General features: G+C 36.5%; 25 protein-coding genes. 5 read left to right on the top strand and 20 right to left on the bottom strand.

The features are described from left to right. The first annotated feature begins 7 nt into the window (after window positions 1-7). A complete protein-coding gene (locus tag BMX18_RS07000; protein WP_093815775.1) occupies window positions 8-1390 on the top strand; it encodes a bacteriocin secretion accessory protein in 1383 nt (460 codons plus the stop codon). 25 nt (window positions 1391-1415) lie between these two features. On the opposite strand, the gene BMX18_RS06995 is transcribed toward BMX18_RS07000, so the two are convergent. The 8 genes from BMX18_RS06995 to BMX18_RS06960 form a co-directional block, all read right to left on the bottom strand. Next, entirely contained in the window at window positions 1416-1595 is a 180-nt protein-coding gene (locus BMX18_RS06995) for a hypothetical protein (protein ID WP_093815773.1), read from the bottom strand. A gap of 339 nt (window positions 1596-1934) precedes the next feature. Further along, entirely contained in the window at window positions 1935-2609 is a 675-nt protein-coding gene (locus BMX18_RS06990) for a CPBP family intramembrane glutamic endopeptidase (protein WP_093815771.1), read from the bottom strand. An 89-nt stretch (window positions 2610-2698) separates the two neighbouring features. Further along, on the bottom strand, window positions 2699-2851 hold the full coding sequence (locus tag BMX18_RS09570; protein ID WP_093815769.1) for a bacteriocin class II family protein: 153 nt from the start codon (window positions 2849-2851) through the stop codon (window positions 2699-2701). A 368-nt stretch (window positions 2852-3219) separates the two neighbouring features. Further along, on the bottom strand, window positions 3220-4092 hold the full coding sequence (rsmA, locus tag BMX18_RS06980; RefSeq protein ID WP_074564489.1) for a 16S rRNA (adenine(1518)-N(6)/adenine(1519)-N(6))-dimethyltransferase RsmA: 873 nt from the start codon (window positions 4090-4092) through the stop codon (window positions 3220-3222). Continuing rightward, on the bottom strand, window positions 4089-6065 hold the full coding sequence (locus BMX18_RS06975) for a retron Ec67 family RNA-directed DNA polymerase/endonuclease (RefSeq protein WP_093815767.1): 1977 nt from the start codon (window positions 6063-6065) through the stop codon (window positions 4089-4091). The genes rsmA and BMX18_RS06975 overlap by 4 nt, the downstream gene beginning before the upstream one ends. 255 nt (window positions 6066-6320) lie before the next feature. Continuing rightward, window positions 6321-7100: an abortive infection family protein gene (locus BMX18_RS06970; RefSeq protein WP_093815799.1), complete on the bottom strand. Its 780-nt coding sequence runs from the start codon at window positions 7098-7100 to the stop codon at window positions 6321-6323. A gap of 4 nt (window positions 7101-7104) precedes the next feature. After that, a complete protein-coding gene (gene rnmV, locus BMX18_RS06965; protein WP_093815765.1) occupies window positions 7105-7674 on the bottom strand; it encodes a ribonuclease M5 in 570 nt (189 codons plus the stop codon). Further along, window positions 7667-8437, bottom strand: a complete 771-nt coding sequence (locus tag BMX18_RS06960; protein ID WP_074564493.1) for a TatD family hydrolase — start codon at window positions 8435-8437, stop codon at window positions 7667-7669. The genes rnmV and BMX18_RS06960 overlap by 8 nt, the downstream gene beginning before the upstream one ends. A 176-nt stretch (window positions 8438-8613) precedes the next feature. Between BMX18_RS06960 and BMX18_RS06955 the strand changes: the two genes are divergently transcribed. The 3 genes from BMX18_RS06955 to BMX18_RS06950 all read left to right on the top strand — a co-directional run bounded on the left by BMX18_RS06955 (window position 8614) and on the right by BMX18_RS06950 (window position 11513). Then, window positions 8614-9699 carry an ABC transporter transmembrane domain-containing protein gene (locus BMX18_RS06955; protein ID WP_257609276.1) on the top strand — a complete coding sequence of 362 codons (1086 nt, stop codon included), beginning with the start codon at window positions 8614-8616 and terminating at the stop codon, window positions 9697-9699. Further along, a complete protein-coding gene (locus BMX18_RS09500; RefSeq protein WP_307770181.1) occupies window positions 9606-10166 on the top strand; it encodes an ABC transporter ATP-binding protein in 561 nt (186 codons plus the stop codon). Before BMX18_RS06955 ends, BMX18_RS09500 begins: the two co-directional genes overlap by 94 nt. Before the next feature lie 141 nt (window positions 10167-10307). Continuing rightward, window positions 10308-11513: an L-lactate MFS transporter gene (locus BMX18_RS06950; protein WP_093815763.1), complete on the top strand. Its 1206-nt coding sequence runs from the start codon at window positions 10308-10310 to the stop codon at window positions 11511-11513. A 123-nt stretch (window positions 11514-11636) separates the two neighbouring features. Here BMX18_RS06950 and BMX18_RS06945 read toward each other — a convergent pair whose 3' ends face one another. Further along, window positions 11637-12908 carry a 2-hydroxycarboxylate transporter family protein gene (locus BMX18_RS06945; protein ID WP_074564499.1) on the bottom strand — a complete coding sequence of 424 codons (1272 nt, stop codon included), beginning with the start codon at window positions 12906-12908 and terminating at the stop codon, window positions 11637-11639. Between the two features lie 21 nt (window positions 12909-12929). After that, window positions 12930-14552 (bottom strand): malolactic enzyme, encoded by a 1623-nt coding sequence (locus BMX18_RS06940; protein ID WP_074564501.1) that lies wholly within the window; start codon window positions 14550-14552, stop codon window positions 12930-12932. Between the two features lie 157 nt (window positions 14553-14709). On the opposite strand from BMX18_RS06940, the gene BMX18_RS06935 reads away from it, so the two are divergent. After that, window positions 14710-15591: a LysR family transcriptional regulator gene (locus BMX18_RS06935; protein ID WP_074560946.1), complete on the top strand. Its 882-nt coding sequence runs from the start codon at window positions 14710-14712 to the stop codon at window positions 15589-15591. A 59-nt stretch (window positions 15592-15650) separates the two neighbouring features. Here the strand turns inward: BMX18_RS06935 and dltD are convergent, their stop codons facing one another. The 10 genes from dltD to BMX18_RS06885 all read right to left on the bottom strand — a co-directional run bounded on the left by dltD (window position 15651) and on the right by BMX18_RS06885 (window position 25344). Continuing rightward, window positions 15651-16916: a D-alanyl-lipoteichoic acid biosynthesis protein DltD gene (gene dltD / locus BMX18_RS06930; RefSeq protein WP_074869414.1), complete on the bottom strand. Its 1266-nt coding sequence runs from the start codon at window positions 16914-16916 to the stop codon at window positions 15651-15653. Continuing rightward, window positions 16909-17148 (bottom strand): D-alanine--poly(phosphoribitol) ligase subunit DltC, encoded by a 240-nt coding sequence (gene dltC / locus BMX18_RS06925; RefSeq protein WP_015695707.1) that lies wholly within the window; start codon window positions 17146-17148, stop codon window positions 16909-16911. The genes dltD and dltC overlap by 8 nt, the downstream gene beginning before the upstream one ends. A gap of 32 nt (window positions 17149-17180) precedes the next feature. Then, the gene (gene dltB / locus BMX18_RS06920) at window positions 17181-18443 is read right to left on the bottom strand and encodes a D-alanyl-lipoteichoic acid biosynthesis protein DltB (RefSeq protein ID WP_093815761.1); all 1263 of its coding nucleotides are present in this window, start codon (window positions 18441-18443) and stop codon (window positions 17181-17183) included. Next, window positions 18440-19978 carry a D-alanine--poly(phosphoribitol) ligase subunit DltA gene (dltA, locus tag BMX18_RS06915; RefSeq protein WP_093815759.1) on the bottom strand — a complete coding sequence of 513 codons (1539 nt, stop codon included), beginning with the start codon at window positions 19976-19978 and terminating at the stop codon, window positions 18440-18442. The genes dltB and dltA overlap by 4 nt, the downstream gene beginning before the upstream one ends. A 15-nt stretch (window positions 19979-19993) precedes the next feature. Continuing rightward, entirely contained in the window at window positions 19994-20116 is a 123-nt protein-coding gene (locus tag BMX18_RS06910) for a teichoic acid D-Ala incorporation-associated protein DltX (protein ID WP_020917506.1), read from the bottom strand. 9 nt (window positions 20117-20125) lie between these two features. Continuing rightward, on the bottom strand, window positions 20126-21286 hold the full coding sequence (locus tag BMX18_RS06905; RefSeq protein ID WP_180366644.1) for a sensor histidine kinase: 1161 nt from the start codon (window positions 21284-21286) through the stop codon (window positions 20126-20128). Then, entirely contained in the window at window positions 21280-21969 is a 690-nt protein-coding gene (locus BMX18_RS06900; protein ID WP_074560951.1) for a response regulator transcription factor, read from the bottom strand. The genes BMX18_RS06905 and BMX18_RS06900 overlap by 7 nt, the downstream gene beginning before the upstream one ends. Window positions 21970-22295: 326 nt before the next feature. Further along, on the bottom strand, window positions 22296-23090 hold the full coding sequence (locus BMX18_RS06895; RefSeq protein ID WP_093815755.1) for a helix-turn-helix domain-containing protein: 795 nt from the start codon (window positions 23088-23090) through the stop codon (window positions 22296-22298). Window positions 23091-23247: 157 nt separating this feature from the next. Then, entirely contained in the window at window positions 23248-23889 is a 642-nt protein-coding gene (locus BMX18_RS06890) for a beta-glucanase (protein WP_093815753.1), read from the bottom strand. A 27-nt stretch (window positions 23890-23916) separates the two neighbouring features. Continuing rightward, window positions 23917-25344 (bottom strand): beta-glucanase, encoded by a 1428-nt coding sequence (locus tag BMX18_RS06885; RefSeq protein ID WP_093815751.1) that lies wholly within the window; start codon window positions 25342-25344, stop codon window positions 23917-23919. Between the last annotated feature and the right edge of the window lie 16 nt (window positions 25345-25360).

Below are 25360 nucleotides of genomic sequence, written 5' to 3'. Positions count from 1 at the left end.
AGGAATCATGAACCCTAAATTATTTCAATCGGCTGAATTCTACCACAGACGTTACCATAATTTTGCGACACTCTTGGTTCTTCCAATGACAGCTTTCGTGCTTTTTTTATTGCTATTTTCTCTCATTGGAAAAAAAGAAATCACTGTCACTTCTATTGGTAGTCTTCGTCCTACAAAAATTATCGATGTCGTGCAATCTACTAGCAATAACACCGTTCTTGTTAATCACTTGAGCGAAAACAAAACGGTTAAAAAAGGAGATTTGCTTATCCAGTACTCGGATAAATTAGAAGAAAGTCAAATTAAAGCTATTCAGACCCAAATCGAGCGAGATGAGCGTCAGCAAAATGACTTAAACACACTAAAAGATAGCCTCAATCAGAATAAAAATCTTTTTTCAGGTGATGATGAATTTGGCTGTGCTGCAACTATCGATCGTTTTCTTAGCCAAAGTAAAACCATTACGGCTCAAGTTTCTCAGGCTAATGATTCGGTTGCCAAACAAGAAGCAGGGGTCAATCGAGCTAACGCTGCGGTTAACAAACAAATCAGTGAACTTCAAACACAAGCTAGCCAATACCTAGAAGTCAAAGATGCCATTCAAAACAATCAAACAAGTGTTTCTGGTGGTAATCCGTACACAGCCACTCTGAACAGCTATTTAAGCCAACTCCAAGCTCTTCCTAGCGATGCTGCTACTAGCAGCAAAGAAAGCCTTAAAAATCAGTTTATAGCTGACCTCCAAGGGCACATTGATAGCATTAATTCTTCTATTTCAAGCCTACAAACGCAAGCTGCTTCAAATTACTCAACTGGCAGTTACGACACCAGTGCAGCTAGCCAAATTGAAAGTCTACGCCAGCAAGAACTGACCCAAGCTGAAACACAGCTAGCTCAAGTAACTCAGGAAAAAGAAAGCTTACAAGCGCAGCTTGATCAAACAAGCCTGTCAAAATCTGATACTGTCCTAAAAGCTAAAGAAAATGGGATTTTACATGTTTCTGATGAATTTGAAGGGAAAACTCTTCTTCCTCAAGGAAGCCAAATTGCAGAAATTTATCCTGATATTGTTAAAACCAAAAAAGTTGCCATTTCATACTACGTTGATTCAACCCATGTTAGCCAACTGAAAAAAGGACAGTGTGTGCGTCTAACTCTTGAAAAGATTAGTAATCACGCCATCGTTGTTAGCGGAAAAATTAGTAAAATTGCTAGCTCTGCTACCCAAACAAAAAACGGGAATTTCTTTAAAGTCACAGCAACTGCAGAGGTTACTGAAAAAGACAGCTCTAAGCTAAAATACGGCTTACAGGGAAAAACCATTAGTATTATCGGAAAAAAATCCTTCTTTAACTACTACAAAGACAAGCTCTTAAAAGATTTTCAATAAGAATAACCAGCCAAATTGGCTGGTTTTATTGTTTTCTTGATTTGAACACTTTAACAAAAACTAAGACTAAATAAAGAAGATAAATCCCTGTAAAGACAATTTTTTCCGATAAATCGTTCGATTCTAGTATAAAATTTTTTATCCAAATCACTGAAATAGCACTTACTGCTACTAGCCAGCTAAATTTTTGCTGCGAGTTTTTCATAAAATCCTCCCATTCTCCTTAATTTTCTTTTTTAAGTGTAAAAAGAAAAGGGAAGTAAGCATCCTAACTTACTTTCCTCTAATATCATCTTGAAAACGATGAATTTTCAAAGATAGGTTTCTCCCATAATATCTCGCAAGTGTCTAAGATTCCCTTTTTACATTGCAACAACACTTCTTAGTAACACTGCGACTAAAGTCCTTATGTCATTTAAATCTCCTGGAAATGACGTGTCATGTGACTGACATATTTAATTGTAGCAGAAATTTTGCAAAATAACCGTCTATGTCGTAAACGGTCGTTTTTTCGTCGTAAACGGTAATTTTTTCATGATTTTTACTACCTTTCAAAGAAAATAAATGTAATCAGATGCCAGCTAAGATAAATATTCCACGCCATGTGAACAAGAATTGATGGATAGATTGACCGTGTTTTTCTAAAAAGAATCGCTAAAATGAAACCAAGAAAAGCATAGTTTTTAAATACCTCTAAACTCAAACCATAAGAAGATAGATGAGCTACTGAGAACATTACAGCAGATAGTAAGCAATCTAAGTAAAATTTTGATTTCTCAAAAAAGCTAGTCATCAAAACACCACGATAAACTAACTCTTCTAGGATTGGCCCGATAATAAAGGGTTGTAATGCGACCAAAAACGCCAATGAGGAATCACGGAAAAATAATAAATCATTTTTTATATCTCCACCAACAAATAAAAGATTACTGAAGTAAGCGTATATCACCCCAAAAGCAAGTAGGGTTAGTAAATAGTCTAAAGGTTTTAGCGGCCTTATTTGAAATATTTCTGGTCTTCTTCGTCTTAGGTATATCACCAGTACAATAATAAATAGGATGGTAAAAATATTAAGAAGAGGGTAATGATATTCCGTTAATGGTAAATCAAATCGCTCTAAAATAGTAAACATTACAAACTTTAATCCAAATAGATGATAATAGATAAAAAATATTGCCAACAGTTTTGGAGCAAGTAAGTTCTTTACTTTTTCGATCATAAAAACTCCTTTTCTAAAAAAGAATGAAGTCAAATAAGATAGCTTAACTTCTTTTATCAATGCTCATTTTTCCAGATTCCTCTAGACAACTATTGTGTCAAAGTAGTCGAAAGTCGATGAGAGGATCTATCCTCCACCAAGGGTAATCTGGTTTTAACACTCCCCCGCCTCCATCCGCCCTCAACACACGCAAGCTCTTCAGTTGTCATTGGGTTAAATTGTTCAATCGTTTTTTTGTTCATTTTAATGTCTCCTAAATTATTTTTGTCATCGCGATTGATAAGTTTTATTTTATCAGAATTTTCGCACAACAACCGACTATGTCGTAAACAGTCGTTTTTTCATCGTAAACGGTAAAGTTTTCAATAATCCTTACCGTTTGCGACTGAATATTAACCGTTTATGACTTGAGCGTTCACTGCTATACATTTTATGGCATAATAAAAGCGATATTGGTAACTGAAATTTTTAGGAGATTAACAATGAGTTTGATTATATTTTATAAATTAGTGATGTCACAGCCTTGGCATGACTTTTCAACAGTAGTGGCAAGTTTAACTCATCATCTATTTTAAGCATAAAAAAAGCAACTCTTTCGAGTTGTTTTTTTTTATAAACCAACTTCTTTCAAGGCGTCAGCTAATTTTGCAAAGTCTGCAATTGATAAAGCTTCACCACGAATTGATGGTTTGATTTCTGCCATTTCAAGAGCTTTTTCAAGTTTAGCTTTAGTTTCTTCTGCTTTCCCGAAGTGACTTGTCAAGTTGTTCCAAAGGGTTTTACGACGGTGAACAAAACTGATTTTAGCAATGCGGAAGAAGAAGTCTTCGTCTTTAACTTGAACAAGTGGTTGTTCACGGCGCGTCATTTTTAAGATGGCTGAATCAACGTTAGGCGCTGGCACAAAGACTGTACGTGGCACGATGAAAGCGACTTTTGCTGTCATGTAGTATTGCACCGCAATTGAAAGTGAACCGTAAGCTTTGGTATTTGGTTCTGCTGAGATACGGTCCGCCACTTCTTTTTGCATCATCACGACAAATTCTGCAAATGGAATTTTTGATTCAATCAAGTGCATCAAGATTGGTGTTGTGATGTAGTAAGGAAGGTTTGCTACGACCTTGATTGGAAGGTCTGGGTTAGCAAATTCTTTGATACGGCTTTGAAGGTCTGATTTCAAGATATCTTCATTGATGACTTTGACATTGTCAAAATCGCGAAGCGTATCAGCCAAAATCGGAATCAAACGGTCGTCAATTTCAAACGCCATAACTTCAGCAGCATTTTCAGCCAAAAATTCTGTCAAAGCACCGATACCAGGACCAATTTCGATAACGTTGACATTCTTATCAATCTCAGCAGTATCCACAATTTTTTGTAGAATGTTAGTATCTGTTAAAAAGTTCTGTCCAAATGATTTTTTAAACGTAAATCCATGACGCTCAAGGACAGCACGCGTCACGCTGTAATCTGCAATTCTCATATTCTATTCTCTCTATAATCTAAAATATTGTCTCTTATTCCATCTAATAAGGGAATAAATTCAGTAAAATCAAATTTTTTAAAATTTTTTAACACATATTTTGAAAGTACATCTTTTCCATAGTAGTTACTTCCGCCAGATTTTGAAAAATTTTTTCCATTTACAACAGGTAATTGATTTCGAGCAAGTAGTAAGTCCTCAATATCTGATGAAATTCCTTTATTAAGTAGTGGTGTTGCCATTACATACAAACTATTTTTTCTACTAATCCTATAAAAATTCTTTTCTCTAATTTGATCCAAATTATTTGTATCAATTTGTAATTCACTTGCATGATTCACGAACTTATAAAGTGGACTTCCCGCAGGCTCATTGTCAAATAAAAATATCGTCAGATAATTTGGTTTTCTAGTCGTAAGACCCTGAAAATATTCAATGTAATTTGGGTACATCTTTCGATATAAATCTTGGCCCAAGCTTTTTGGAGGAAAATTTTCCTTAAAAATATTACTAGGCATTGTACTTGAGAAATAATTATACCAATATTTGAAACCTTCTCCTCCTTCTGGCACATTAAAAAGGTATTCTATTGTATTACTATGCTTCAAAAAATTAATCTTAAATTTAAATTTATCGCCTTTTTTTTCAATTAATTCAGGATATTTCCTATAAAGATTCTTTAAAGCAGCCCTTATATATCTTGGATCAGTTTTTCCTTCTGTTACTATGATAGGCTTACTATTTCCATAAAAATACTTGTAAAAAAGAAATTTCTTATACTCTTTTTCTCTAGAATCAAATAAAGACATATAAATTTCTTTTTCAATTTTATTTATACTATAAAATTCTTGAGGAAGATTATACGTTTTATGTTGCTTATTATAAAATAACTCTTTTCTTATATCCTTATTATAAAAAATATATTTCCAATAATATTTGGATTCTGATTTTTTTAATGAGTTTCTTCCCAAAAGATTTTTTTGTGATTCGAAATTATTTTCAATCAGAGATTTTTTGTACAAAAGATAATTATTATATTGACTTATTTGGAAGATAAAAGCAAAGCGACCTGTTAACTGATCAATTGTTCCCTGCTTTCCATCAATTTCAAATTCCTCATCTTTATACAATTTAAAAGCCATAGCGCGAGTATTTTTTATATACTCTCTTTTTACACTTATCTTTTTATTAACGACTAAACCCGTAACTTCCTGACGTTGCATATTATCGCTCAATCGTGTTTTTTGTGAATTTATTTCAAAACCAGAAGATACAATTAAATTCTCTAATTCACATAGAAATTTCTCCAATATTTTAGCGCTTCTTAATTTATTGGAACTTAAGTCACGATTAGTTGAAAAGGTCAAATCATCAGCATATCTTGTATAACTAAAACGATATTTCTTAGCAAGCTTTACAATACGATAATCTAGAATTCTAGTAATTAAGTTTGTAATAATCGGAGAACTAGGAGCTCCTTGTGGTAACTTTCCATCATAGCAAGCTATCTGTGCAATCATTGTAGCAATTTCAGGAACTACTTGAAAGTCTTTATCTTTGATAAAAAAACCTCGTACTCTACCAAAATTAAAACTATCAAAATAATTTTTTAAATCAAGATTTAAAACATATTTTTTATTTCTATGCACTTGAGCATTTGTAATAATGCTTTTATTTTTTTCAAAAGCATGAGATAACTTAGGAACCTTAACATTTTTATTCTTACTCTTTTTTTCTAAGTCAAAAACATAACAATCCCATAAAACTTCTGCTAACTTCTTTTGAAGGAATTTTAAATCTCTTTTAGGAGCATGAATAACTCTTTCCCCACCATTTTTTTTAGGTATAGAAAATGTCTCATATAAATTTTCCGTACGAATCTTATATAATAAATAGTTAATATATTTAGTATTTTTAAATCCTAGGAGACGTGCAAACTCATCCTTTGTTGTCAATTGCTTTAATTTATTCATTTATTCTACTCTTTAAATAAAAAAAGCGTATGAAAACTCTTACGCAAAACGACAGTAATACTCTTAACCACCACGATTTTTTATCCTACTGATACGTTTTCAAAAGAATGTACTAAAGTGCGCTAAACGCTCTCCTAACATTGTTATTAATACTTGCGAACACACAAGTCAAAAATCTAATCATACGCATAGATATTGTAACACAATATAAATAATTTTTCTATCTTAGCTAATCTCTTATAATGGGCATTAACTTTAGAATGGTAAATCACTATCAAAAATTTCTAATTGTTGTCGAGGAAATTTACTTTCATAAAAATCAATTAAAAATAACCCCACTGTAGCACAAGCATTTATAACAAAATATGCATATAAAGGTTGATCAATCAAATATTTAATAGACTCTTGACCGTGGTGAAGAGTCTTATCGCTCCTTAAATCCTCAATAGCTTTTGCAACTGTTGTCAAAGAACTACCAATTGATTTCATTTCATCAGGTAATTCAGGACTATCCGGATTTAGCTGAAACACTTTTAAAATTTGTTTAACCAATTTTCCACTTGTAGCATTTAAAGTAGAAATATCTGAAAATCTATCATCTGATAGAATTTCTTTGATAATACTCTCCAAAACTGAATTGGCCTTTCCCACTGCCTCCTGTGGATCTTTTTCAATATTTTGAAATGCTTTTTCAAAACTTGTAGATGCATTCTTGTAATTAGTTTTAATTCTATTTCTAAAAGTTGGAATCAACGGAATAAAATCAGGTGTTTCAATGCCTAAATCAATAGCAATCTTTAACAATAAATCAGCATCACTTTTTGCAATATAACTTAAAGTTTTTAATAAATCTATCTTTTCCGAATAAACTGGATCATCATCTTTTCGAAAAATATAAAAATTAGAATTGAAATCATCATAATCAATTTGCCAAAGGCTAATATATTGTTCTACTTCATCATAGCTGTATTTATTTAACAGTTTTTCTTCAATTTTTCTAACCAAATCTATTCTATAAACTGGCGATATTTCCATAAAATTAATCTCCATATTTCTCCATTGCTTCTTCGACTTCAGCCAGAGTGATGCCAAAGAGTTCTAAGCGTTTAAGGAGTTGTTTACCGTTGCTGTAGCCAATACGGAGTTCTTCTCCGAGGTATTCACGGCGTTTGCGGCTATCGCCACCCATTAACAGCCCCATGCGCATCAAATCAGCTTTTGTAATGTCAAATTGGTTGTCATCATCAAAGTTCCCTAAAACACCTTTAAGAGCCTTTTGTAAATCTTCAAAGCTGGCATGTTCGACACCAAGTGAACGTCCTTTGCTTTTTGATTTTGGAACGGCTTCGCCACGATTTAAAAAGGCATGTTTGACGTTTGGAATAGCATTCATGATGATTTTACGAATGCGTTCGCCATTGTAATCGGGATCTGTAAAGACAATAACTCCACGAAGATTGTTTAATTTTTCGATGCGTTCAAGGTCGTCATCGTTGATAGCTGAGCCGCGAGTTTCATAGGTATCAACATCATAAAAACGACGTAGGTTAGCGGTGTCATCTTTCCCTTCAACGACTAAGACTTCTTGGATTTTAATTTTTTCAGTCACAGTTAAATAACCTCTTTGCATTGTCTGATGTTGCATTTGCCACTTCTTCGCTTGTTAATCCACGAAGTTCAGCAATTTTATCTACAACATAGCGTGTGTAAGCGGTGCGGTTTTCACGGCCTCGTTTTGGAACTGGTGCAAGATAAGGCGCATCCGTTTCAACTAGAATCTTATCAAGTGGTAATTTTTGCGCAGCTTCTTGAACATCAAGAGCTTTTTTAAAGGTCACAACACCTGAAAATGAAATCATCATGCCAAGCTCTATAAAACGCTCTGCCATTTCCAAAGAGCCTGAAAATGAATGGATAATACCACCGCGTGGCCCTACCCCGACTTCTTTAATCACTTTGTAAGTATCTTCCATAGCGTCGCGTGTGTGGACAATAAATGGCAAATTGTGGTCTTTTGAAAGTTGAATCTGGCGTTTAAAAACTTCGATTTGAACCTCTTTAGGGTCTTCCATCCAGTAGTAATCAAGGCCAATCTCACCTAGACCAATCACTTTTGGGTGTGAGAGATTTGAGACAATCATGTCCTCGATTTCTTGATTATAAGAACCTGCTTCTGTCGGGTGCCAACCAATTGTGGCGTAAATTTCTGGGTATTCTTCAGCTAACTCAATAGCGCGTTTAATAGTTGGTGCATCAAATCCAACAACATTATGTCGAGTGACGCCCATTTCTTTTGCAAGTGCCAATTCTTCTGCTTCACGCCCAGCAAAATCATCAGCATTCAAATGCGTGTGTGTATCAAATATTTCCATGGTTTTATTATAACACAGACCGCAAGAGACACCAAAGCAAGTGCCAGGAAAATCAGGGAAAGTTAGATATAATATTCAACAAAAATATCCTTATGCAATCGTTTGCTTTGTGACGGTAATTCTTTATAATAAAGGTATATTCAACAAAAGAGGAAATCTTGGTTATGCTATCTTACTTGTGGAAATTAAAAAAAGAAAATCTCATTTTACTTATTGTTATTGTGTTTTGGGTTGCAACTAATGTTATGAGTTCACTGTCTTTAACATGGATGCTTGATGCCTTAATAAAAAGCAATTGGAACCAATTTATTTTTTGGTCTTGCATTGATGTTCTTTGTTGGGCTGGCTACAGTCTCCTACAAATTTGGAAAGATAGTCTGAAAGAAAAACTCTGCCAAAAAGAAGTGAATTTCATACGAGATGATTTACTAAATTCCTTAATTGTTAACACTTATTCTGGCAATAACCATCACACCAAATCTGAATACAACTCATGGTTGATTAATGATATGAATCTTTTAAAAGATAATGGATTCAAACAATTTTATGATGCTATTGAAAGTATTGTAACAGTCGCTTTAAATGCTTTTGCCATTATCTATTTTCACTGGTTATTACTCATCGTCAGTATTATAATGACAACCTTCGTTTATTTTATTCCTAAAGTTTTTGAGGGAAAAATCGCTCTAAGAACCGAAGAAGTATCCAATACCTCTAATCAAGCCTTAAATAGAACAAGTGACTACCTAGAGGGCTTTGAAATCTTCTATCACAATAATCAAACCAACTTTTTTAAAAATCGTATTTTAACTGATTTTAGTAAACTTATCAAAGCTAAAGTCACGCTAACTAGAGAATCAAGTAGCGCTAATTCCCTTTCCATGATGTCAAGTATTATCGCACAAGTTATAATCTTCATTGCAACAGGTTATTTAGTTATCAAGGGTGAAATCACTACGGGGGTTATCTTTTCAATTGCTAATCTAACTAGCTGCCTATTTAATTACACTAGAGGAGCTGCATACAATATCGTCACATATAAAGCAACTACTAAACTAATTGATAAATACCCTAAAACAATTTCAACCAAAAGAACTATTAGTCTAACAGATTTTAACCAAAACATCACTTGTCATCGGTTAAGTCTCCGTTTCGATAATGAAAACAAATTACCTATCCCGACTTTACAATTTCAAAAGGCGAAAAAGTTGCCCTTATTGGCAACTCAGGTGCAGGAAAGTCAACACTCATTCGTATTTTAACTGGAGAATTAACAGATTATGACGGTGACATTTATTTAGATAGTCACAACTATCAAGAAATCTCACTAAAAAGTTTACAAAATATTTTTGCTTTAATTCCTCAGAAAGCTCATCTTTTTAAAGATACATTACGTACTAACCTCACGCTGGGTCGTTCTGTGGATAAGGACGTTTTTAAAGAGGTTTTGACTTTTGCACATGTGGATAAGTTTATCGACAAAGGTTTAGATACTACTTTCCAAGATGATTTATCTGGAGGTCAAGCTGCCAGAATTGCTATCGCTAGAGAATTACTTGGTAATAAACCAATTGTCATTATGGACGAAGCGGTATCTAATCTTGATAAGACAACTGCTATTGATATTGAAAGAAAATTACTACAGAAGAACGAACTCACTGTCATCATGATTACTCACCACTTATACGATGAAAATAGAGCTTTATTTGACCAAATTATAAAACTCTGAACGTTCTTAGCTATCTCCTTTTTATTATTCGTTTTTTTGTGTAACAAAAATACTATTTTACTTATAATAAAAAATAAGATACAATAATATCCTAACGTTATTTAAAATGTTGTGTCTTAATATTCGTAAAAAGGAGAAGTAATGTCTACCAACAATCGTTATGTCATCGCAAGTTGTGGTGTTATCTTGCATTTAATGCTTGGCTCTACCTACGCTTGGAGTGTTTATCGTAATCCTATTATTGCTGAGACTGGCTGGAATCAATCAGCGATTGCCTTTGCTTTTTCGCTTGCTATTTTCTGTTTGGGCATGTCAGCTGCATTTATGGGGCAAGTTGTGGAAAAATTCGGACCTCGTGTTACTGGTACCATTTCTGCGATCTTATACGCTTCTGGAAACATCCTGACAGGCTTTGCTATTGCCCAGCATAGTATCTTTCTGCTTTATCTTGGTTATGGTATCCTTGGCGGTATCGGGCTTGGTACGGGCTATGTCACACCCGTATCAATGATTATCAAGTGGTTTCCTGATAAACGAGGGCTGGCAACTGGGCTAGCTATCATGGGATTTGGCTTTGCCTCTCTTTTAACCAGTCCAATTGCGCATTTCTTAATCACCAAATATGATGTTATCAACACCTTTTACCTATTAGGGGTAGCTTATTTTCTGGTTATGCTTATCGTCTCACAATTTCTCAAATTTCCATCCTACAGTGAGCAAGATGCTGACGACAGTCATAAGCAATTAAGCCAAGGTATTGGAGCTAAAAAAGCCTTAAAAACAGTTGAATTTTACCTGCTCTGGCTAATTCTCTTCATCAACATTTCTTGTGGGCTTGCCTTAATCTCTGTTGTCTCACCTATGGCACAAGATGTAGCTGGCATGACTGCCAACCAAGCTGCCATTATCGTTGGGCTTATGGGAATTTTCAATGGCTTTGGAAGATTGCTCTGGGCTAGCTTGTCAGACTATATCGGTCGTCCGCTGACCTTCCTTATTTTATTTGTTGTTAATATCCTCATGACCGTATCGCTCATGTTCCTTCACGCGCCAGCATTGTTCACCATTGCTATGGCTGTGCTCATGACTTGCTACGGAGCTGGCTTCTCACTCATTCCACCATATCTTAGCGATATTTTCGGTGCTAAGGAGTTGGCAACCATGCACGGCTATATTTTAACAGCTTGGGGAATGGCTGCGCTAGCAGGTCCAATGCTGCTTGCTGTCACATACTCAGCAACCAAATCATACACAAGTACTCTTATTGTCTTTATCCTACTCTACCTACTTGCACTAGCTATTACACTTTGGCTAAAATCACAAAAAGAAAATAAATATTTATCATAAAAATAACCCCCTAGCCTGTGGTGAGCAAGCTAGGGGGGTCTGTGTAATAATATTGTCTATTTTTTCAGAGTAAACACAAATTTTAAAGGGTATTCAATACATTTTAAGGAGTAAAGTGTTGAATTAATGTAAAAATTGGATTAGGATTCCTCCAAGGATGAGGACGATTGCACCGCCAAGTCGGTTTGCCATTTGGGCAAAGGCAATCATTTCCATGCGATCTGCCGCAGAAAGCACAGCGATGTTACCAGTACCACCCATTGAATTGTTAATCATACCAGCTCCGATAGCTGTCTCAACTGGATACATGCCAAGCACTTGACCTAAAATCCAGCTAGCAAGTCCCATTGATACCACTGATGTTAAGCTGATAAGGACAAATTGCCATGTCATGGCTTGTGCAAGTGATGACAAGTCAATCATAGCAAGTCCGATACCTGCAAGAACGGCATGTGTCAAATTCACCATAACAACACGGTTAAACATGACAACTGCTTCTTCTAACTCTTTAGGCACGATATCAAGAGCTTTTAGAATAAAGACAATGATAATCATAAAGGCATAGCTATGCACTTTTGGTACAAGGACATTTAAAATGACACCAACAAGGAAAAGGGCAAAAGCAAGCATCATTCCGACACCAACCTTAGTTGGGTCAAGTGGTGCAGTTGATTTTTTCAAATCATCTTTATCCACAGGGATAAGCACACCGTGTCCGTTGAATTTTGTTTTAGCAAAGCCACGCGCAATCACGATAGCTCCAATAATGGCAAAAATGTTACCAAGTGTTGTAGCTGGGGCTAATTGTGACAAGACGTTTGAGGCATCTGTGTGAAGTCCTGCTGCGTAGATTTTTGATAAAGGAACAATCCCTGCTCCCATACCACCTGCCATTTGCGCAAAGGAGATATACATGACAGAATGTCCAAAGCCCTGACCAAGAAGAGCTCCGACAGCACCTGTTGCAAAGAATCCGACAACCATTGATAAAAGAGCAACAGGGATGAACTTAGCAGAGGCTTTCACCAAAAGTTTACGATTCATTCCCAAAATTGAACCGCAGATAAGGGCAGCGATGTAAAAATCTAGAAAGCCCCAATCACTCATAAAAGTCGATGTTGCTTCAACAACAGATTTTGGCACGAGACCTGTTGCGGCAAGCACCGCTGCTAAAAGAAGAGTAAATACTGAGCCACCACCGAGGTATGTATTCCAAAACGGTAATCTTTCACCGATGAAGTAAAAGAGGTGACCTAAAACAACAAGCATAAAGGTAATTCCCACCATGTTTAGTGGTAATTTACCCATAGCAATTACAGCAGCTAAAATGATAACCAGAGCCGTATAAAGTGGAGCGGAAACACCCGCAATTTTAACGTTCGAGAATTTTTTCATACGAATGGTTATCCTCCTTCATTAATATTTTGGATACCATTTAAGGTCACGAACAGCTTTAGCCATGTCTTTTTCTTCAGCTTGAGCTAAACCTTGTTCTTGAGCTTTTTTGGCAACAGCTTCCGCAACTTTGATAGAAACTTCAGCAACGTATTGGAATGGTGGAAGAACAGGTGCACCTGGTTGACCTGGATCTACAAGACCGCTAAGTGAGTGAGCAGCCGCACCAATCATTTCGTCTGTAAGAAGTGAAGCTTCAGATGCCAACATACCAAGACCAAGACCTGGGTAGATTAAAGCGTTGTTAGCTTGTCCGATTTGGTAATCAACACCTTTGTAGCTTACTGTACCTGAAGGCACACCAGTAGCAACGAAGGCTTTACCGTCTGACCATTCGATAACTTGTTGGGCAGTTGCTTCTAATTTCTTAGTTGGGTTTGAAATTGGGAAGATAACTGGACGTTCAGTGTTTTCACACATTGCTTCAACAACTTCTTTAGTGAAGGCACCAGCATCAGTTGATGTACCAACCAAGATTGTTGGTTTAACTGTTTTAATAACATTAAGAAGGCTAGTCATATCACCGCAATCAGCGAAGTCTTCACGTTTTTTAGCAAATGGTTTTTGAGCAGGTGTCAAATCTTCCATGTCGTCGAAAAGAAGACCTTGTTTGTCAATCATGAAGAAGTGTTTGTAAGCTTCTTCTGGAGTCAAACCTTCTGAAACCATTTCAGCGTGAACGCGGTCAGCAATACCAGCACCAGCAGAACCACCACCGTAACATAGGTAAACTTGGTCAGTTAGTTTTTCACCAGTGATGTCCATAGCACCGAAGATACCACCAAGAACTACGATACCAGTACCTTGGATGTCATCGTTAAATGTTGGAATTTCTTTTTTGTATTTGTTAAGAATGTTGGCAGCATTTGAACGACCGAAATCTTCCCAGTGAAGGTACAATTTAGGGAACATGTTTTCAGCTGTTTGAACGAATTTTTCGATGAATTCGTAGTATTGATCACCAGTTACACGTTCGTGGCGGTTACCAAGATACATTGGGTTTTCCAAAAGTTCTTTACGGTTTGTACCAGCGTCGATAACAAGTGGCATAACTGAAGCAGGGTCGATACCAGCAGCTGCAGTGTAGATCATCAATTTACCAACAGAGATGTCAACACCTTGAACACCCCAGTCACCGATACCAAGGATACCTTCAGCATCTGTTACAACGATCAAACGGATGTCGCGGTCACCAGCAGCATTGCGCAAAGTTTCTTCAATGTTTTCTGGGTGGTTGATATCAAGGTATGCAGCGTATTGTGGGTCAACGTACAATTCACTGTATTCTTCGATTGTTTCAGCGATAACTGGATCGTACACAACTGGGTTAAATTCAACGATGTGTTGGTTGAATAGGTAGTAGAAAAGTGTACGGTTAGTGTTGAAGATTTCCATCAAGAAATGACGTTTTTCAAGATTTGATGGCTTACGCAAGAAGTGTTGGTAAGCTTGTTCAGCTTGTTCTTCGATTGTTTGAACGTAAGGTGGCAAAATACCAAGCAAACCAAGTTCTTTACGTTCTTCCATAGTAAAGGCAGTCCCTTTATTTAAAAACGGGTTATTTAGAATTTCATGTCCACGCATGATTTTTCCTCCTAATAGGCTATTAAATATGTAGAAAGATCTTATGCGGGTCATTATAAACTGCTAAGCTTCTTATAGTCAAACCCAGCAGTTTTAATAAATTTTATTTATAAGTAGAATCAAAAAGTTTATGGTAAAATAAGTCAAGGAGGTAGGCATGAATTTACGTGATTTAGAATATTTTTACCAGTTAGCCAAATCAAAATCCTACACTGGGACAGCGCAGCATTTCAAAGTCAGCCAACCAACAATTTCTTACGCAATCAAGCGTTTGGAAAAGGAATTGGACTGTGACTTGGTCATCAAAGATCCTTCGCACCGTACTGCCGAATTAACCTTACAAGGTGATATTTTCCAAAGTCACGTGGAGGATGTCTTGCTACAAATCAAAACGGCAGTTAACGAGGTCCATCAATCACTAAATCCTATGATGACCGTAGGTTTTCCGCCGATTATCTGCAACTATATTTTGACGGAATTGCTGGAGCAAAATGAAAATCTCGAGCCCTTCTCTCAAGTTAAAGCCATCCGTGGTGGCTCAAGAAGCCTCATGATGAAACTGCTTGATGGGCAAATTGACTTTAGTTTACTGGGCTCGCTAACGCCTTTAAAAAATGATCAGTTAGTCATTCGTCAGCTTTTTACCAAAGATTTTTATGTTGTTCTTTCTAAAAATCACCCACTGGCAAATAAAAAAGAATTATCATTTCAAGAAATTCTCTATGAGAAATTTATTCTGCTGGATGAACACAATATTCATCTAACAGCCTTTAATCAGTTAAATCATCGCTATCACGACAAAGCATCTGTCCTCTTCAAAATCGATGATGTGTCAGTCATTAAACAAATGGTCGCTGAAAATATGGGCATCTCACTTCTGTCTGACATTGCTCTAACTAGCGATTCTGATCAACTGGTCAAAATCCCTTTAGTCAAAGAAGATAGCATTACATTTTACGTCAGCTACGCCCACTCAAAACACGCTGTCTTGTCAGAAGAAACTAAAAAATTGATTGACTTGATTGAAAAAGTATCGTAAAAAAGCAAAAAATCAACCCGAATTTGGGTTGATTTTTTTCATGTTGAATTGTTGAATTTTTAATAGAATGAATCGGGCTCTTTAGTGTATTTAGCCCATTTTTTGCTTAGAAATTGGTCGTTGATTTGGTAGTTTGGCTTGCTTTGTTTTTTGTTCAAGAATGGGTTAACAGCTTTGTCCATTGCGACCCAGCCATTCCAGCCCATGTGGATGGTATCTTGCATAAAGTAAGCTTTGTCACCGTCTCTTGAGAAATCTGCAATATTTTTAAAACCTTGGCTTTGCAATTGATATTTAATCTTGGCAACAGCTTTTTGGTACATGTCTTCGTTAAGTCCAGTATAATCAGACCATTTGCTATTAACTGGAGGAATCACAAAAAGAACATTAGTATTATTTTCGGCAAATTGATTCAATACCAACTGCAAATCGTTGTATTCTGGAGATTTTAAGTAGTTAAATTTACGTTGAGAATTTTTTAAATCTTTCAATCTCGGTTTGATACGAATATCATAAAAACCGTTGTCGATTCCAAAGGTATTACCACTACTTGCTTTTTTACCATCAGCTGTTGCCAATTTCCCTAGATGTTGATATGAAAAGGCATCTGGTAACTTTTTAGCTTGAGAGACAACCTTGCCATCATAATGGTCGATAAGAGAAACACGACTGAAAAAGGCATCTTCTTTCTGGTAAACGACACTTTGAGTTTTGAGTTTTCGTTTATCAGCTGTCGATAATTTTTTGCCATCAGCTACTTTTTCCATCATTTCCTTGTGAGAAGAATCTGGATAGAGTTTCAAGAAACGTCTAGCGGCATAACGATCGTAAGCTGATCCTGTTTGATTTTGCAAGAAATCAATAGCTTGTCCACTGCTAAAATAAGTTTGAAATGCAGCAGCATTTGCCCCTTTAGCCGTAAACCACTGAGGTGAAATGAAATAAACAGCTTGCTTGTTTTTCAACTCACTATTAATTTGTTGGATGCCATAAAAATGCGTCAATGAGGCAGAACCTCTTTGCCCAAGCAAATACGGCGTGTAAGAACGATTGTAAGCCTCAGCAATGACCGATGGGTGCATTTTGTCAAAGCGCAGCCACTCACTTGACCCAAAGAACGGAACAAAACGGTGCTTTGGATCTGTTAAGGCACGTACTTTTTTGTACTTACTCTTAAATCCTGTCTTACTTAGCGAAACCGCATCTTTCTTTTCTACTTTTAGGGAGTGCGATTTATTCGAAAGCGAGACACTACCCAGACTAATGACAACTAGCAAAAAGGCACAAATAACTGGTCCTAAAATTTGCCAAAGGCGTTTAAGCATTGCGAAGTTCCTCTATTCCAGCAATGATTTTATTAGCGGTATTCCAATCATCACGTCCAAATTCTGAAATTGGAATATCAATATCAAAATGACTTTCCAATTCAACGATTAATTCGACAGTTCCCATGCTATCAAGTACACCCGCATCGAACAAATCTTCATCCATCATATCTGAAACATCTTCCATAAAAAGATCATCAATAATTGCTAATACATCTGATTTAATATCCATTTGCTAAACTCCTTTACAATAATGAATTGTTATTATTTTACAGGTGGTTGTGGGAACCATAATTGATCCAAGAAACCTGAAAATAGTAAGAATGATAACATCACAACATTAAAGGTGATGAAAATACCAAGACCTTGTGTCCATTTGTTGTCAGACAAAGGTGAGAGTCCTTGTTTTTTGCGCTCACGATTGATTTTTTTCTTCTTACGAACCCAAGCATCATTAATCACAAGACCCACACCATGAAATAGTCCATAAGCGATATAGTACCACGTTAAGCCATGCCAAAATCCCATGATTAACATGTTAATAATATAAGCGACGCTTGATGTGACATTACGATTTTTAAAGACTTTGTGCTTAACCAATACCTTAACCAAACGCATGAAAACAAAATCACGGAACCAGAAAGACAAACTCATGTGCCAACGATTCCAAAATTCTTTCAAATCGCGTGATTTAAAAGGCTGATTAAAGTTAACTGGGCTTTTAATCCCCATAAGATTTGAAATAGCTAGCGCAAACATGCTATAACCCGCAAAGTCAAAGAATAAATCAAAACCATAGGTGTACATAACACCTAGCGTAGCAATGTTAAAGACTCCGCCCATTTCCAGGGCTTCTTCTTTTAGTGGCGCCATAAGCAGTGTTCCAAAAATGTAAGCTAGGATAAACTTGTAAAGAAATCCAAGCATCAAGTAGCGAACACTTTCTTCAAGCATATCAAGCAGTTCATCTTTGTCAGGAATATTTTTATAATCCTCATCAAAGCGATTGAAGCGATCAATTGGTCCACTTGAAAAAGTTGGCATAAAGAGAAGGAAACGCAAAAATTGCCACAAACTAAACTCTTTTAAGACACCATCTCGCATTTCCATAATTGTGCCAACCGCACGGAAAGTCAGGTAAGAAATCCCTAAAAATCCAAAAAGCGATTGATGATTATCAATGGTCATCAAAGGGGTAATCTTAGTCCACGCTAGTGGAAAAACAGCTAAGAAAACCCAAAGGTAAAATACCCACTTATTGTTATAATTTTTCCGATAAGTCTTGTAAGAAAAGACCAGAAAAATTTGCCAAACCACGTAAGCTAAAAGAGAAAGAATCTGATAAAGATTTTTCCCTGTCAGCATCAAAATAATGAAAGCTAAGCTAACCAAAGCTTCATAAACAGGAAATCGTTTTTTGAAAAATAATCCGATAAAAATAGGTAAGACAGCCACAATCAGGTAAAGAAAATACTGCGGATTGCCGTAAGCCTCTAAGTGTGGCAACTGATGAAGAAATGCTATCATCGACTATTTACCTCGTTCATCAAGCCTTTGATATCGATTTTACCATTTGGTGTAAGCGGCAAGCTGTCACGGTAAAGGAATTTTGAAGGCATCATATAATCCATCATGATATCTTTCAAATCTTCTTTGATAGCCTTAGTGATATCCAATTGACGTTCAAATTGCTCTGAAACTCCCTCTTTCAACACCACATAAGCTAGGAGATTTTGTACCTTGTGGTCTTTGTTATAGCGAGGAACAGCGACAGCAGACTTGATGTATTCTGATTTGTTAAGATTTTGAGAAACTTCTTCAAGCTCAATGCGGTAACCGTTGAATTTGATTTGGAAATCCATACGTCCACCATATAGCAAGAGACCTTCATCAGTCATCACTCCCAAATCACCTGTGTGATAGGCTGGTAATCCTTCAAACTCAAAAAATGCAGCTTGGGTACGTTCTGGATTATTGAGATACCCTTTTGACACGGCAGGACCAGAGACAATGATTTCACCTTGCTCGCCATTTGGCAAAGCTTTGCCATTTTCATCAATAACAAAAGTTGGTGAATCTGCTTTGGTGTAACCAATTGGCAGACGTTTACATGTTTCCAACATCTCATCTGTGATAGCTACCGCAGAAAGCGCAACTGTAGCTTCTGTTGGACCATAAGCATTAACAATGCGTGCTTTAGGGAAACGGCTACGCAATTTTTGCGCTGTTTTCACCGTCAACTCTTCCCCATCGAAATAAAAATGTGTCAAATGTGGCAATGTTTCTTGATTAAAGTCATTTGACAACATAGCCATATCAGCAAATGATGGTGTTGATGTCCAAACCCCAATCGGCAATTCATTAATGGTTGTAAAGAGTCGTTTAAAGTCTGTTGTTAATTCTTTTGGAAGTGCAAAAAGTGTCCCTCCAAGGGCTAGCGTTGGTGCCCAATACATAACTGACAAATCAAACGAATAAGGCGGCTGCGCCAACATTTGTGGTCGTTCTGGCACTGAAAATTCTTTGTCAGAAATCATCCAATTAGTGAAACTTAGGAGATTATCGTGTGAGATTTGCACCCCTTTTGGTTTTCCTGTTGTCCCAGACGTAAAGATAATATAATAATTGTCATCGCCTTTAACAGAGTGAGTCAATTGATAGTCCGTTTTTTGAGCAAAAATCGTCTGTAATTGGTCAAGCTTAATCATTGGAATATTCGTTATTTCCAAAGGAAAATCACCTACAGCAATAATCAAACTTGGCTCTGCCACTTCTAAAATCGCTTCAATGCGTTCAAGAGCTGAATGTTGGTCAACAGGAATATAAGCATGTCCAGATTTTGTTAATGCCACAAAAGTAGCCAACATGTCATACTCTTGTCCTCCAAAAACAAGAACAGGAGATTTTTCTTCCAGCTTCAAAAAATCAATATAAGCAGCAAGGGAATCCGAATTTTCCTTTAAATCGCGATAAGTGTGAACATCCCCTAAGACATTATAGACAGGGAAATCTCCTTGTGTCTGAGCAAAATGCTCAATTCTCTCAATCATATCGTGTAACATGAACCGTTTACCTTTCTAAAACTCATTGTAGATGAAATTACCTTGACCACGACCAAGATAACTGAAAAAATAAATTAAAACCATAAAAATCACAAAATAAAACAAGGTTTTTAATACAAATCGAGTGGTATCTTTCATTTAAACTCCTTATTTAAGTGGTAGTTGTACTTCAAATGTTAACTGGCTATCGGCTTGACTGACAGTGATACTGCCTTTATGTTTTTCTACAATAGCTTTGGCAATCGCCAAACCTAAACCAAAATTTGAGCTGCTATTGCGGGAATCTTCTGTTTGATAGAAACGTTCAAAAAGATTTTTCAAAACCTCATCTGGATAGACCAGACTAGGATTTGACACTCGTAAAAGTGCTGCTTTCTTTTCTTGCAACAACTCTACGGTAATCTTTCCATTGTCCAAAGAATGCTTAATAGCATTATCCAAAAGGATGGTAACCAACTGCTTCAACTGAGATTCTTGACCAAGAATTTCAATATTTTCAGCGATTTGATCTTCGATTAATTTGCCCTCTTCATAGGCTAGACTTTCGTAACTTAGAATCATTTCTTGGCAGATACTTGATAAATCGACTTTTTCAAAATGTGCTCTACCATCTTTGTCATCAAGCTTAGACAAGCCAAGCAACTCTTGAATCAAATGTTCCATACGTTTGGTTTCTGAAAGAATATGATTCAAATAACGATTAGGAGCAATTTGATTTTGCAATACTTGAGCATTGGCACGGATAGAAGCTATCGGTGTCTTCAACTCATGACTAGCATCTGAAACAAATTGTTTTTCGCGATCAATTGCAGCTTGTGCTGGTTGAACGATAAAACGTGATAGGTAGATACTAACTCCCGTAAGCAAAAGAAGACCAAAAATAACATAAACAGTAACCAGAAAAACTTGAGCATAAGAAGCTGAATAGCTTGAAAAATCAATAAAGACAAGTTGCCAAGTACCATCTTTCTTTTCTTTCAAAGAATAGATGTAATCACGCCACTTCCAGCTCTTTTTCCCTCTGTTTAACAAATCCTTGCTGACTTCTTTAACCTCTTTATTGGTTAAAAAAGTGTTGTTAACTTGGATATCTGGTTTGTCATTTTCGTCAATGGTGACAAAAGCAATGGCTTCATCAGTATTTTCTTTGACATAACCATTAGCAGCCACCAATTTAACAATCCGATAAGTATCATACTCATCCCAATATTTGTCATAACGTTCACTAATGACCAATAACACCAGAACCATGGCGGTTAACATGGACATCGTAAGCAAGACAAATTTTAGCCGAAGATTCTTCATGATGAGCCTTCTTTCTCTCCATCTTCTAGTGAGTAACCAACGCCTTTGGTCGTTTTAATAACAGCACTTGCTGCCAAAAAACGAAGTTTCTTACGTAAAAAGGAGATAAAGACTTCCAGCTGATTATAATCGGATTCATCTAAAGGTCCCCAGACCTTCAAAATTAATTGGTTTTTAGGGATAATCTTCTTGGAATTTCGCAAGAAAGTTTCCATCAACAGAAATTCTTTATTAGACAACTTAACTTCGCGCTCTGCCACGCTTAACTCTCTCGTGTCCAGATTCAAAATCAAATTACCAAACTTGAGATGATTCACTTGCGTAATAGACGATTGACGTGTCCGCAAACGAATCCGTGCCAATAATTCTTCTGCCTCAAATGGCTTAGTCATGTAATCATCAGCACCCAAATCAAGTCCCAAAACACGGTCTTCTAACTGAGATTTGGCTGTCAAAAAAATGATAGGAACTTCCATTCCCATTTGACGCACGCGCTTCAAAACACTGACACCGTCAAGCTTTGGCAACATGATATCCAAAAGAACCAAATCGTAAAGTCCCGTTAATATATAATCCAGTGCAGACTCACCATCAAAAACCAAATCCACTTCATAACGGTGATTTTCAAGAATGGCTTGAATCGCTTCTGCAATTCCTTTCTCATCCTCGACCACTAAAATTCTCAACTGGCTCTCCTCCCTATTTACTCAAAATCTAGTATAAAACGCCAAAATTGAATTAACCTTGAAATTTTCTTAATTTTTAAGATTGCCTGTTTAAAAATATATCAGCCTCACATGGACTTATACCAAACCATTATAAGTAAGCCTCTCCCAGAAAGTCCGTGTAAACTGATGAAAATTTATGGCAAAAATGTGGCAATTTCTTTAATTCTAGTTTATACCCAATCTTAAAAAATGTCCTTACAGAGCTGTAAGTTTGACAAAAAATAAGAGCCTGGGGCAAATGCCTCAGACTCTACATTTTCAATCACATGCTATGTTGGTATGCATTACATGGCTTCAGAAGAACTATTAGCCTTGTCTCCTTCTGACCAAATTTTTTCATTCCACTTAACGTTATGATGGGTGTCACGATATTTTTTCGGTGTAATGCCGACAACCTCTTTAAACTGTTGAATAAAGTGACTTTGTGATGAAAATGATAAATGATTCGCAATTTCAATCATTGAATAATCACTGAATTTCAATAAGTCTTTTGCAACTTCTATTTTTTTATTTTTAACATAGGTGCTTACGGACGCGCCAACTTCTTTCTTGAATAAGCGTGACAAATAGCTTGCTGAAATGCCAAATTCACTCGCTAACTGTTCAACCGTAATGCGTTCTTTCACGTGGCAATAAATATAATCCTTACAATCTGAAACGTGTTTTGAAATCACATCTTTTTGAATTTCACGTCGCATGCGTTCCGTGTAATCAATAACCATCTCGTCGTGCAAATTTTGAACTTCTTGTGCCGTATGAAGGTCATCTAGTTTTTGAATATAAAAGTCACTCAGTCTAAAAGCTTGTTCTAATTCCATACCATTTTGACCACACATACGCGTAATCATTGCTGTCGTAATGACAAAATGATATTTCAGATTGGTAATAGGATTACGTGACAAAGTTCCCACACCATCTTCTGATACAAAACGTTCTTGTTCACAATTTTTGCGGACCGCTTCAACATCTCCCGTAGCTACCGCTTGATAGAACAAAAATTCCTCAGTCAAGGGACGATGTTCCACATCATCCAAATTATCACTAATCGCTAAAAGTCTCCATTCATCCTTATAATTCATTTCCAATCCCCTTTATGTAAACGATTACCATTTTCTTTTCATTTTACCATATTCTTGCAGATTTGATAAAAATAAAGTGGAAAAAATAGAAGTGAGACAAAATAAAGTCTCCAACGGAGACTTTATTGCTAAACGTAACTCTTAGATATAAAGAAGATTATTCATCATAGCTAATCCAGTCATAATATCCATACAAAGGTGTTTTGCCATCATATGGATCAAGCCAATCATCAACACCAATTCCTGGCCAAACATTCATCATGATTTTACCTGGTGTGCTTGGCAGATTTTCAGTCACCGTATGAACCGCTTTACCATCCACATACCAAGTGATGTGGTCTTTTCGCCATTCAAAACCGTAAGTATGCCATTCTTCTGACGCATCAAACCCTAGGTCATAAAGGTATTCATGATTGCCAACACCATCTGTAAAATAGTTGAATTGAACTTTTGTCGTATCTTTACCAAGAAACTCAATGTCAATTTCATCCCATTTTGTTCCGTCTGTTGGTCCAGTGTAGGTGAAAAATGATGTTACAACACCAGTATTTTTAATAGCTTTCATGCGAACTTGATAAAGGCCATAATGGAAATACTCTCTCGTGCGCCACTCACCGCCAGTGTAGCCATCAGCATCACGATCGATTTTTAAGCTTAAACCGTCACCATCAAAATTCACATTGTCAGGCTGCCAGATACAATCAAACATATCACCATTTGCACCTGTGCGTAATTCCATGTATGAGGCATCATAACTGTCAAAGCTTGTCTTAAAATGTGCTTGTTCGTTTATCTTCATGTTCTTACCATTCACGCTTTCTTGATATTATAGTTTTCCCTTTTTAAAAGGCATCGCTAAGAAACCAAGAAGTGCTACAAAGACTCCTGAAATCGTCAATAATTTACTTGGACCTTGGTTAGTCTTCGGTAGAGCTGTAAACGCATTGCCTTCAAGATTTGCTTTTGCTACTGATTGAGTTACAGTTTTTGCAGCCGTTGTTTGAGCTGGAGCTACTGATGAATATGCGACAGTCTTAATCACTGGGCTAGCTGCTTGTTTTTCTTTGGTAGAGCCTTTTGAGTGATTGTCCAAAACCAAAGTTTGTTTTTCACTCTTAGAGACAGTTGAGTTTTTAGTAGGTGTTACACCTTCTGCTCCTTTAGCAGTATTTGAGGTTGTGTTGTCTCCTACAACATCACCTGTTGCTCTTGATCTAGATCGCGTATTATCTTGATTTTGTGTAACTTGGTCACTATATGAAATCCAATCATAATAAGCGACAAGCGGTGTTTGACCGTCATATGGTGCCAACCAATCGTCAACACCAATTCCTGGCCAAGCATTCATCATAATTTTACCTGGTGTCACTGGGAGATTTTCAGTTGCTGTGTAGACTGCAACACCGTCAACATACCAAGTAATATGGTCTGCTTGCCAATCAAAGCCATACACATGGTAAGCTTCAGAAGCATCAAAACCTAAATCATAAAGGAATTCATGGCCACCAACACCATTAGTGTAATAGTTGAATTGGACTTTTGTTGTATCTTTTCCGAGAAATTCAATATCGATTTCATCCCAAGGATTGTTATCGCTTGGTCCAGTATAAGTGAAGAATGACGACACAACACCTGGGTTACTAATTGGCTGCATACGAACAGAATACATACCATAACCAAAGAACTCGCGTGTACGCCACTCAGCACCATTGTAACGGTACTCATCCGTTGTATTTTGATCAATTGTCAACGTCAAAGTGCCATCGTTAACAACGGTATTTTTTGGTACCCAGCGACAATCAAATGGATTTCCATTGAACCAGTCAGAACGCTCCATTGTCGTATCATCGTAAGCATTAAAATCTTCATGATAGTCGCCTGTATGTGCAGCTTGAGTTCCTGTTTGACTAGTGTCTTCGGTAGTCGTTGTGAGATTTACTTGGTCATTTGTAGACGTCAAGCTTAAGTTTTCCTGATTTTGCACACTTGTATCAGTATTTTCTACCTGATTTGTCACCTCTTGAGTTGATGAGTCAAGCACTGACTGAGTAGTATTATCATCAGTTGTAGAGGTATTTACTGTTTCATTAGTAAGGTCATTAGTGTCTGTGGTTTGTGTATTCGTAAGAGCAGGAACATTATCAAGTGTTGAAACATTGCCCACTTCGTCTGCTGATACTAAACCAGCTCCAACTTGTAAACTGCATAAAGCAGTTGCGTAGCAAATATACTTTACTACATCTTTCTTAGTCATGAAATCTCCTTTTTCT

Origin of the sequence: Streptococcus sp. 45, from assembly GCF_900108865.1 — a bacterium.
Classification (GTDB): domain Bacteria; phylum Bacillota; class Bacilli; order Lactobacillales; family Streptococcaceae; genus Streptococcus; species Streptococcus ruminicola.
This window is presented reverse-complemented; position numbering and strand designations above follow the sequence as displayed.

Bases quoted from the DNA above. Each gene is read 5' to 3' on its own strand.
- BMX18_RS07000 (WP_093815775.1), top strand. From the start codon at position 8: ATGAACCCTAAATTATTTCAATCGGCTGAATTCTACCACAGACGTTAC.
- BMX18_RS06995 (WP_093815773.1), bottom strand. From the start codon at position 1,595: ATGAAAAACTCGCAGCAAAAATTTAGCTGGCTAGTAGCAGTAAGTGCT.
- BMX18_RS06990 (WP_093815771.1), bottom strand. From the start codon at position 2,609: ATGATCGAAAAAGTAAAGAACTTACTTGCTCCAAAACTGTTGGCAATA.
- BMX18_RS09570 (WP_093815769.1), bottom strand. From the start codon at position 2,851: ATGAACAAAAAAACGATTGAACAATTTAACCCAATGACAACTGAAGAG.
- rsmA (WP_074564489.1), bottom strand. From the start codon at position 4,092: ATGAGAATTGCAGATTACAGCGTGACGCGTGCTGTCCTTGAGCGTCAT.
- BMX18_RS06975 (WP_093815767.1), bottom strand. From the start codon at position 6,065: ATGAATAAATTAAAGCAATTGACAACAAAGGATGAGTTTGCACGTCTC.
- BMX18_RS06970 (WP_093815799.1), bottom strand. From the start codon at position 7,100: ATGGAAATATCGCCAGTTTATAGAATAGATTTGGTTAGAAAAATTGAA.
- BMX18_RS06960 (WP_074564493.1), bottom strand. From the start codon at position 8,437: ATGGAAATATTTGATACACACACGCATTTGAATGCTGATGATTTTGCT.
- BMX18_RS06950 (WP_093815763.1), top strand. From the start codon at position 10,308: ATGTCTACCAACAATCGTTATGTCATCGCAAGTTGTGGTGTTATCTTG.
- BMX18_RS06945 (WP_074564499.1), bottom strand. From the start codon at position 12,908: ATGAAAAAATTCTCGAACGTTAAAATTGCGGGTGTTTCCGCTCCACTT.
- BMX18_RS06940 (WP_074564501.1), bottom strand. From the start codon at position 14,552: ATGCGTGGACATGAAATTCTAAATAACCCGTTTTTAAATAAAGGGACT.
- BMX18_RS06935 (WP_074560946.1), top strand. From the start codon at position 14,710: ATGAATTTACGTGATTTAGAATATTTTTACCAGTTAGCCAAATCAAAA.
- dltD (WP_074869414.1), bottom strand. From the start codon at position 16,916: ATGCTTAAACGCCTTTGGCAAATTTTAGGACCAGTTATTTGTGCCTTT.
- dltC (WP_015695707.1), bottom strand. From the start codon at position 17,148: ATGGATATTAAATCAGATGTATTAGCAATTATTGATGATCTTTTTATG.
- dltB (WP_093815761.1), bottom strand. From the start codon at position 18,443: ATGATAGCATTTCTTCATCAGTTGCCACACTTAGAGGCTTACGGCAAT.
- dltA (WP_093815759.1), bottom strand. From the start codon at position 19,978: ATGTTACACGATATGATTGAGAGAATTGAGCATTTTGCTCAGACACAA.
- BMX18_RS06910 (WP_020917506.1), bottom strand. From the start codon at position 20,116: ATGAAAGATACCACTCGATTTGTATTAAAAACCTTGTTTTATTTTGTG.
- BMX18_RS06895 (WP_093815755.1), bottom strand. From the start codon at position 23,090: ATGAATTATAAGGATGAATGGAGACTTTTAGCGATTAGTGATAATTTG.
- BMX18_RS06890 (WP_093815753.1), bottom strand. From the start codon at position 23,889: ATGAAGATAAACGAACAAGCACATTTTAAGACAAGCTTTGACAGTTAT.
- BMX18_RS06885 (WP_093815751.1), bottom strand. From the start codon at position 25,344: ATGACTAAGAAAGATGTAGTAAAGTATATTTGCTACGCAACTGCTTTA.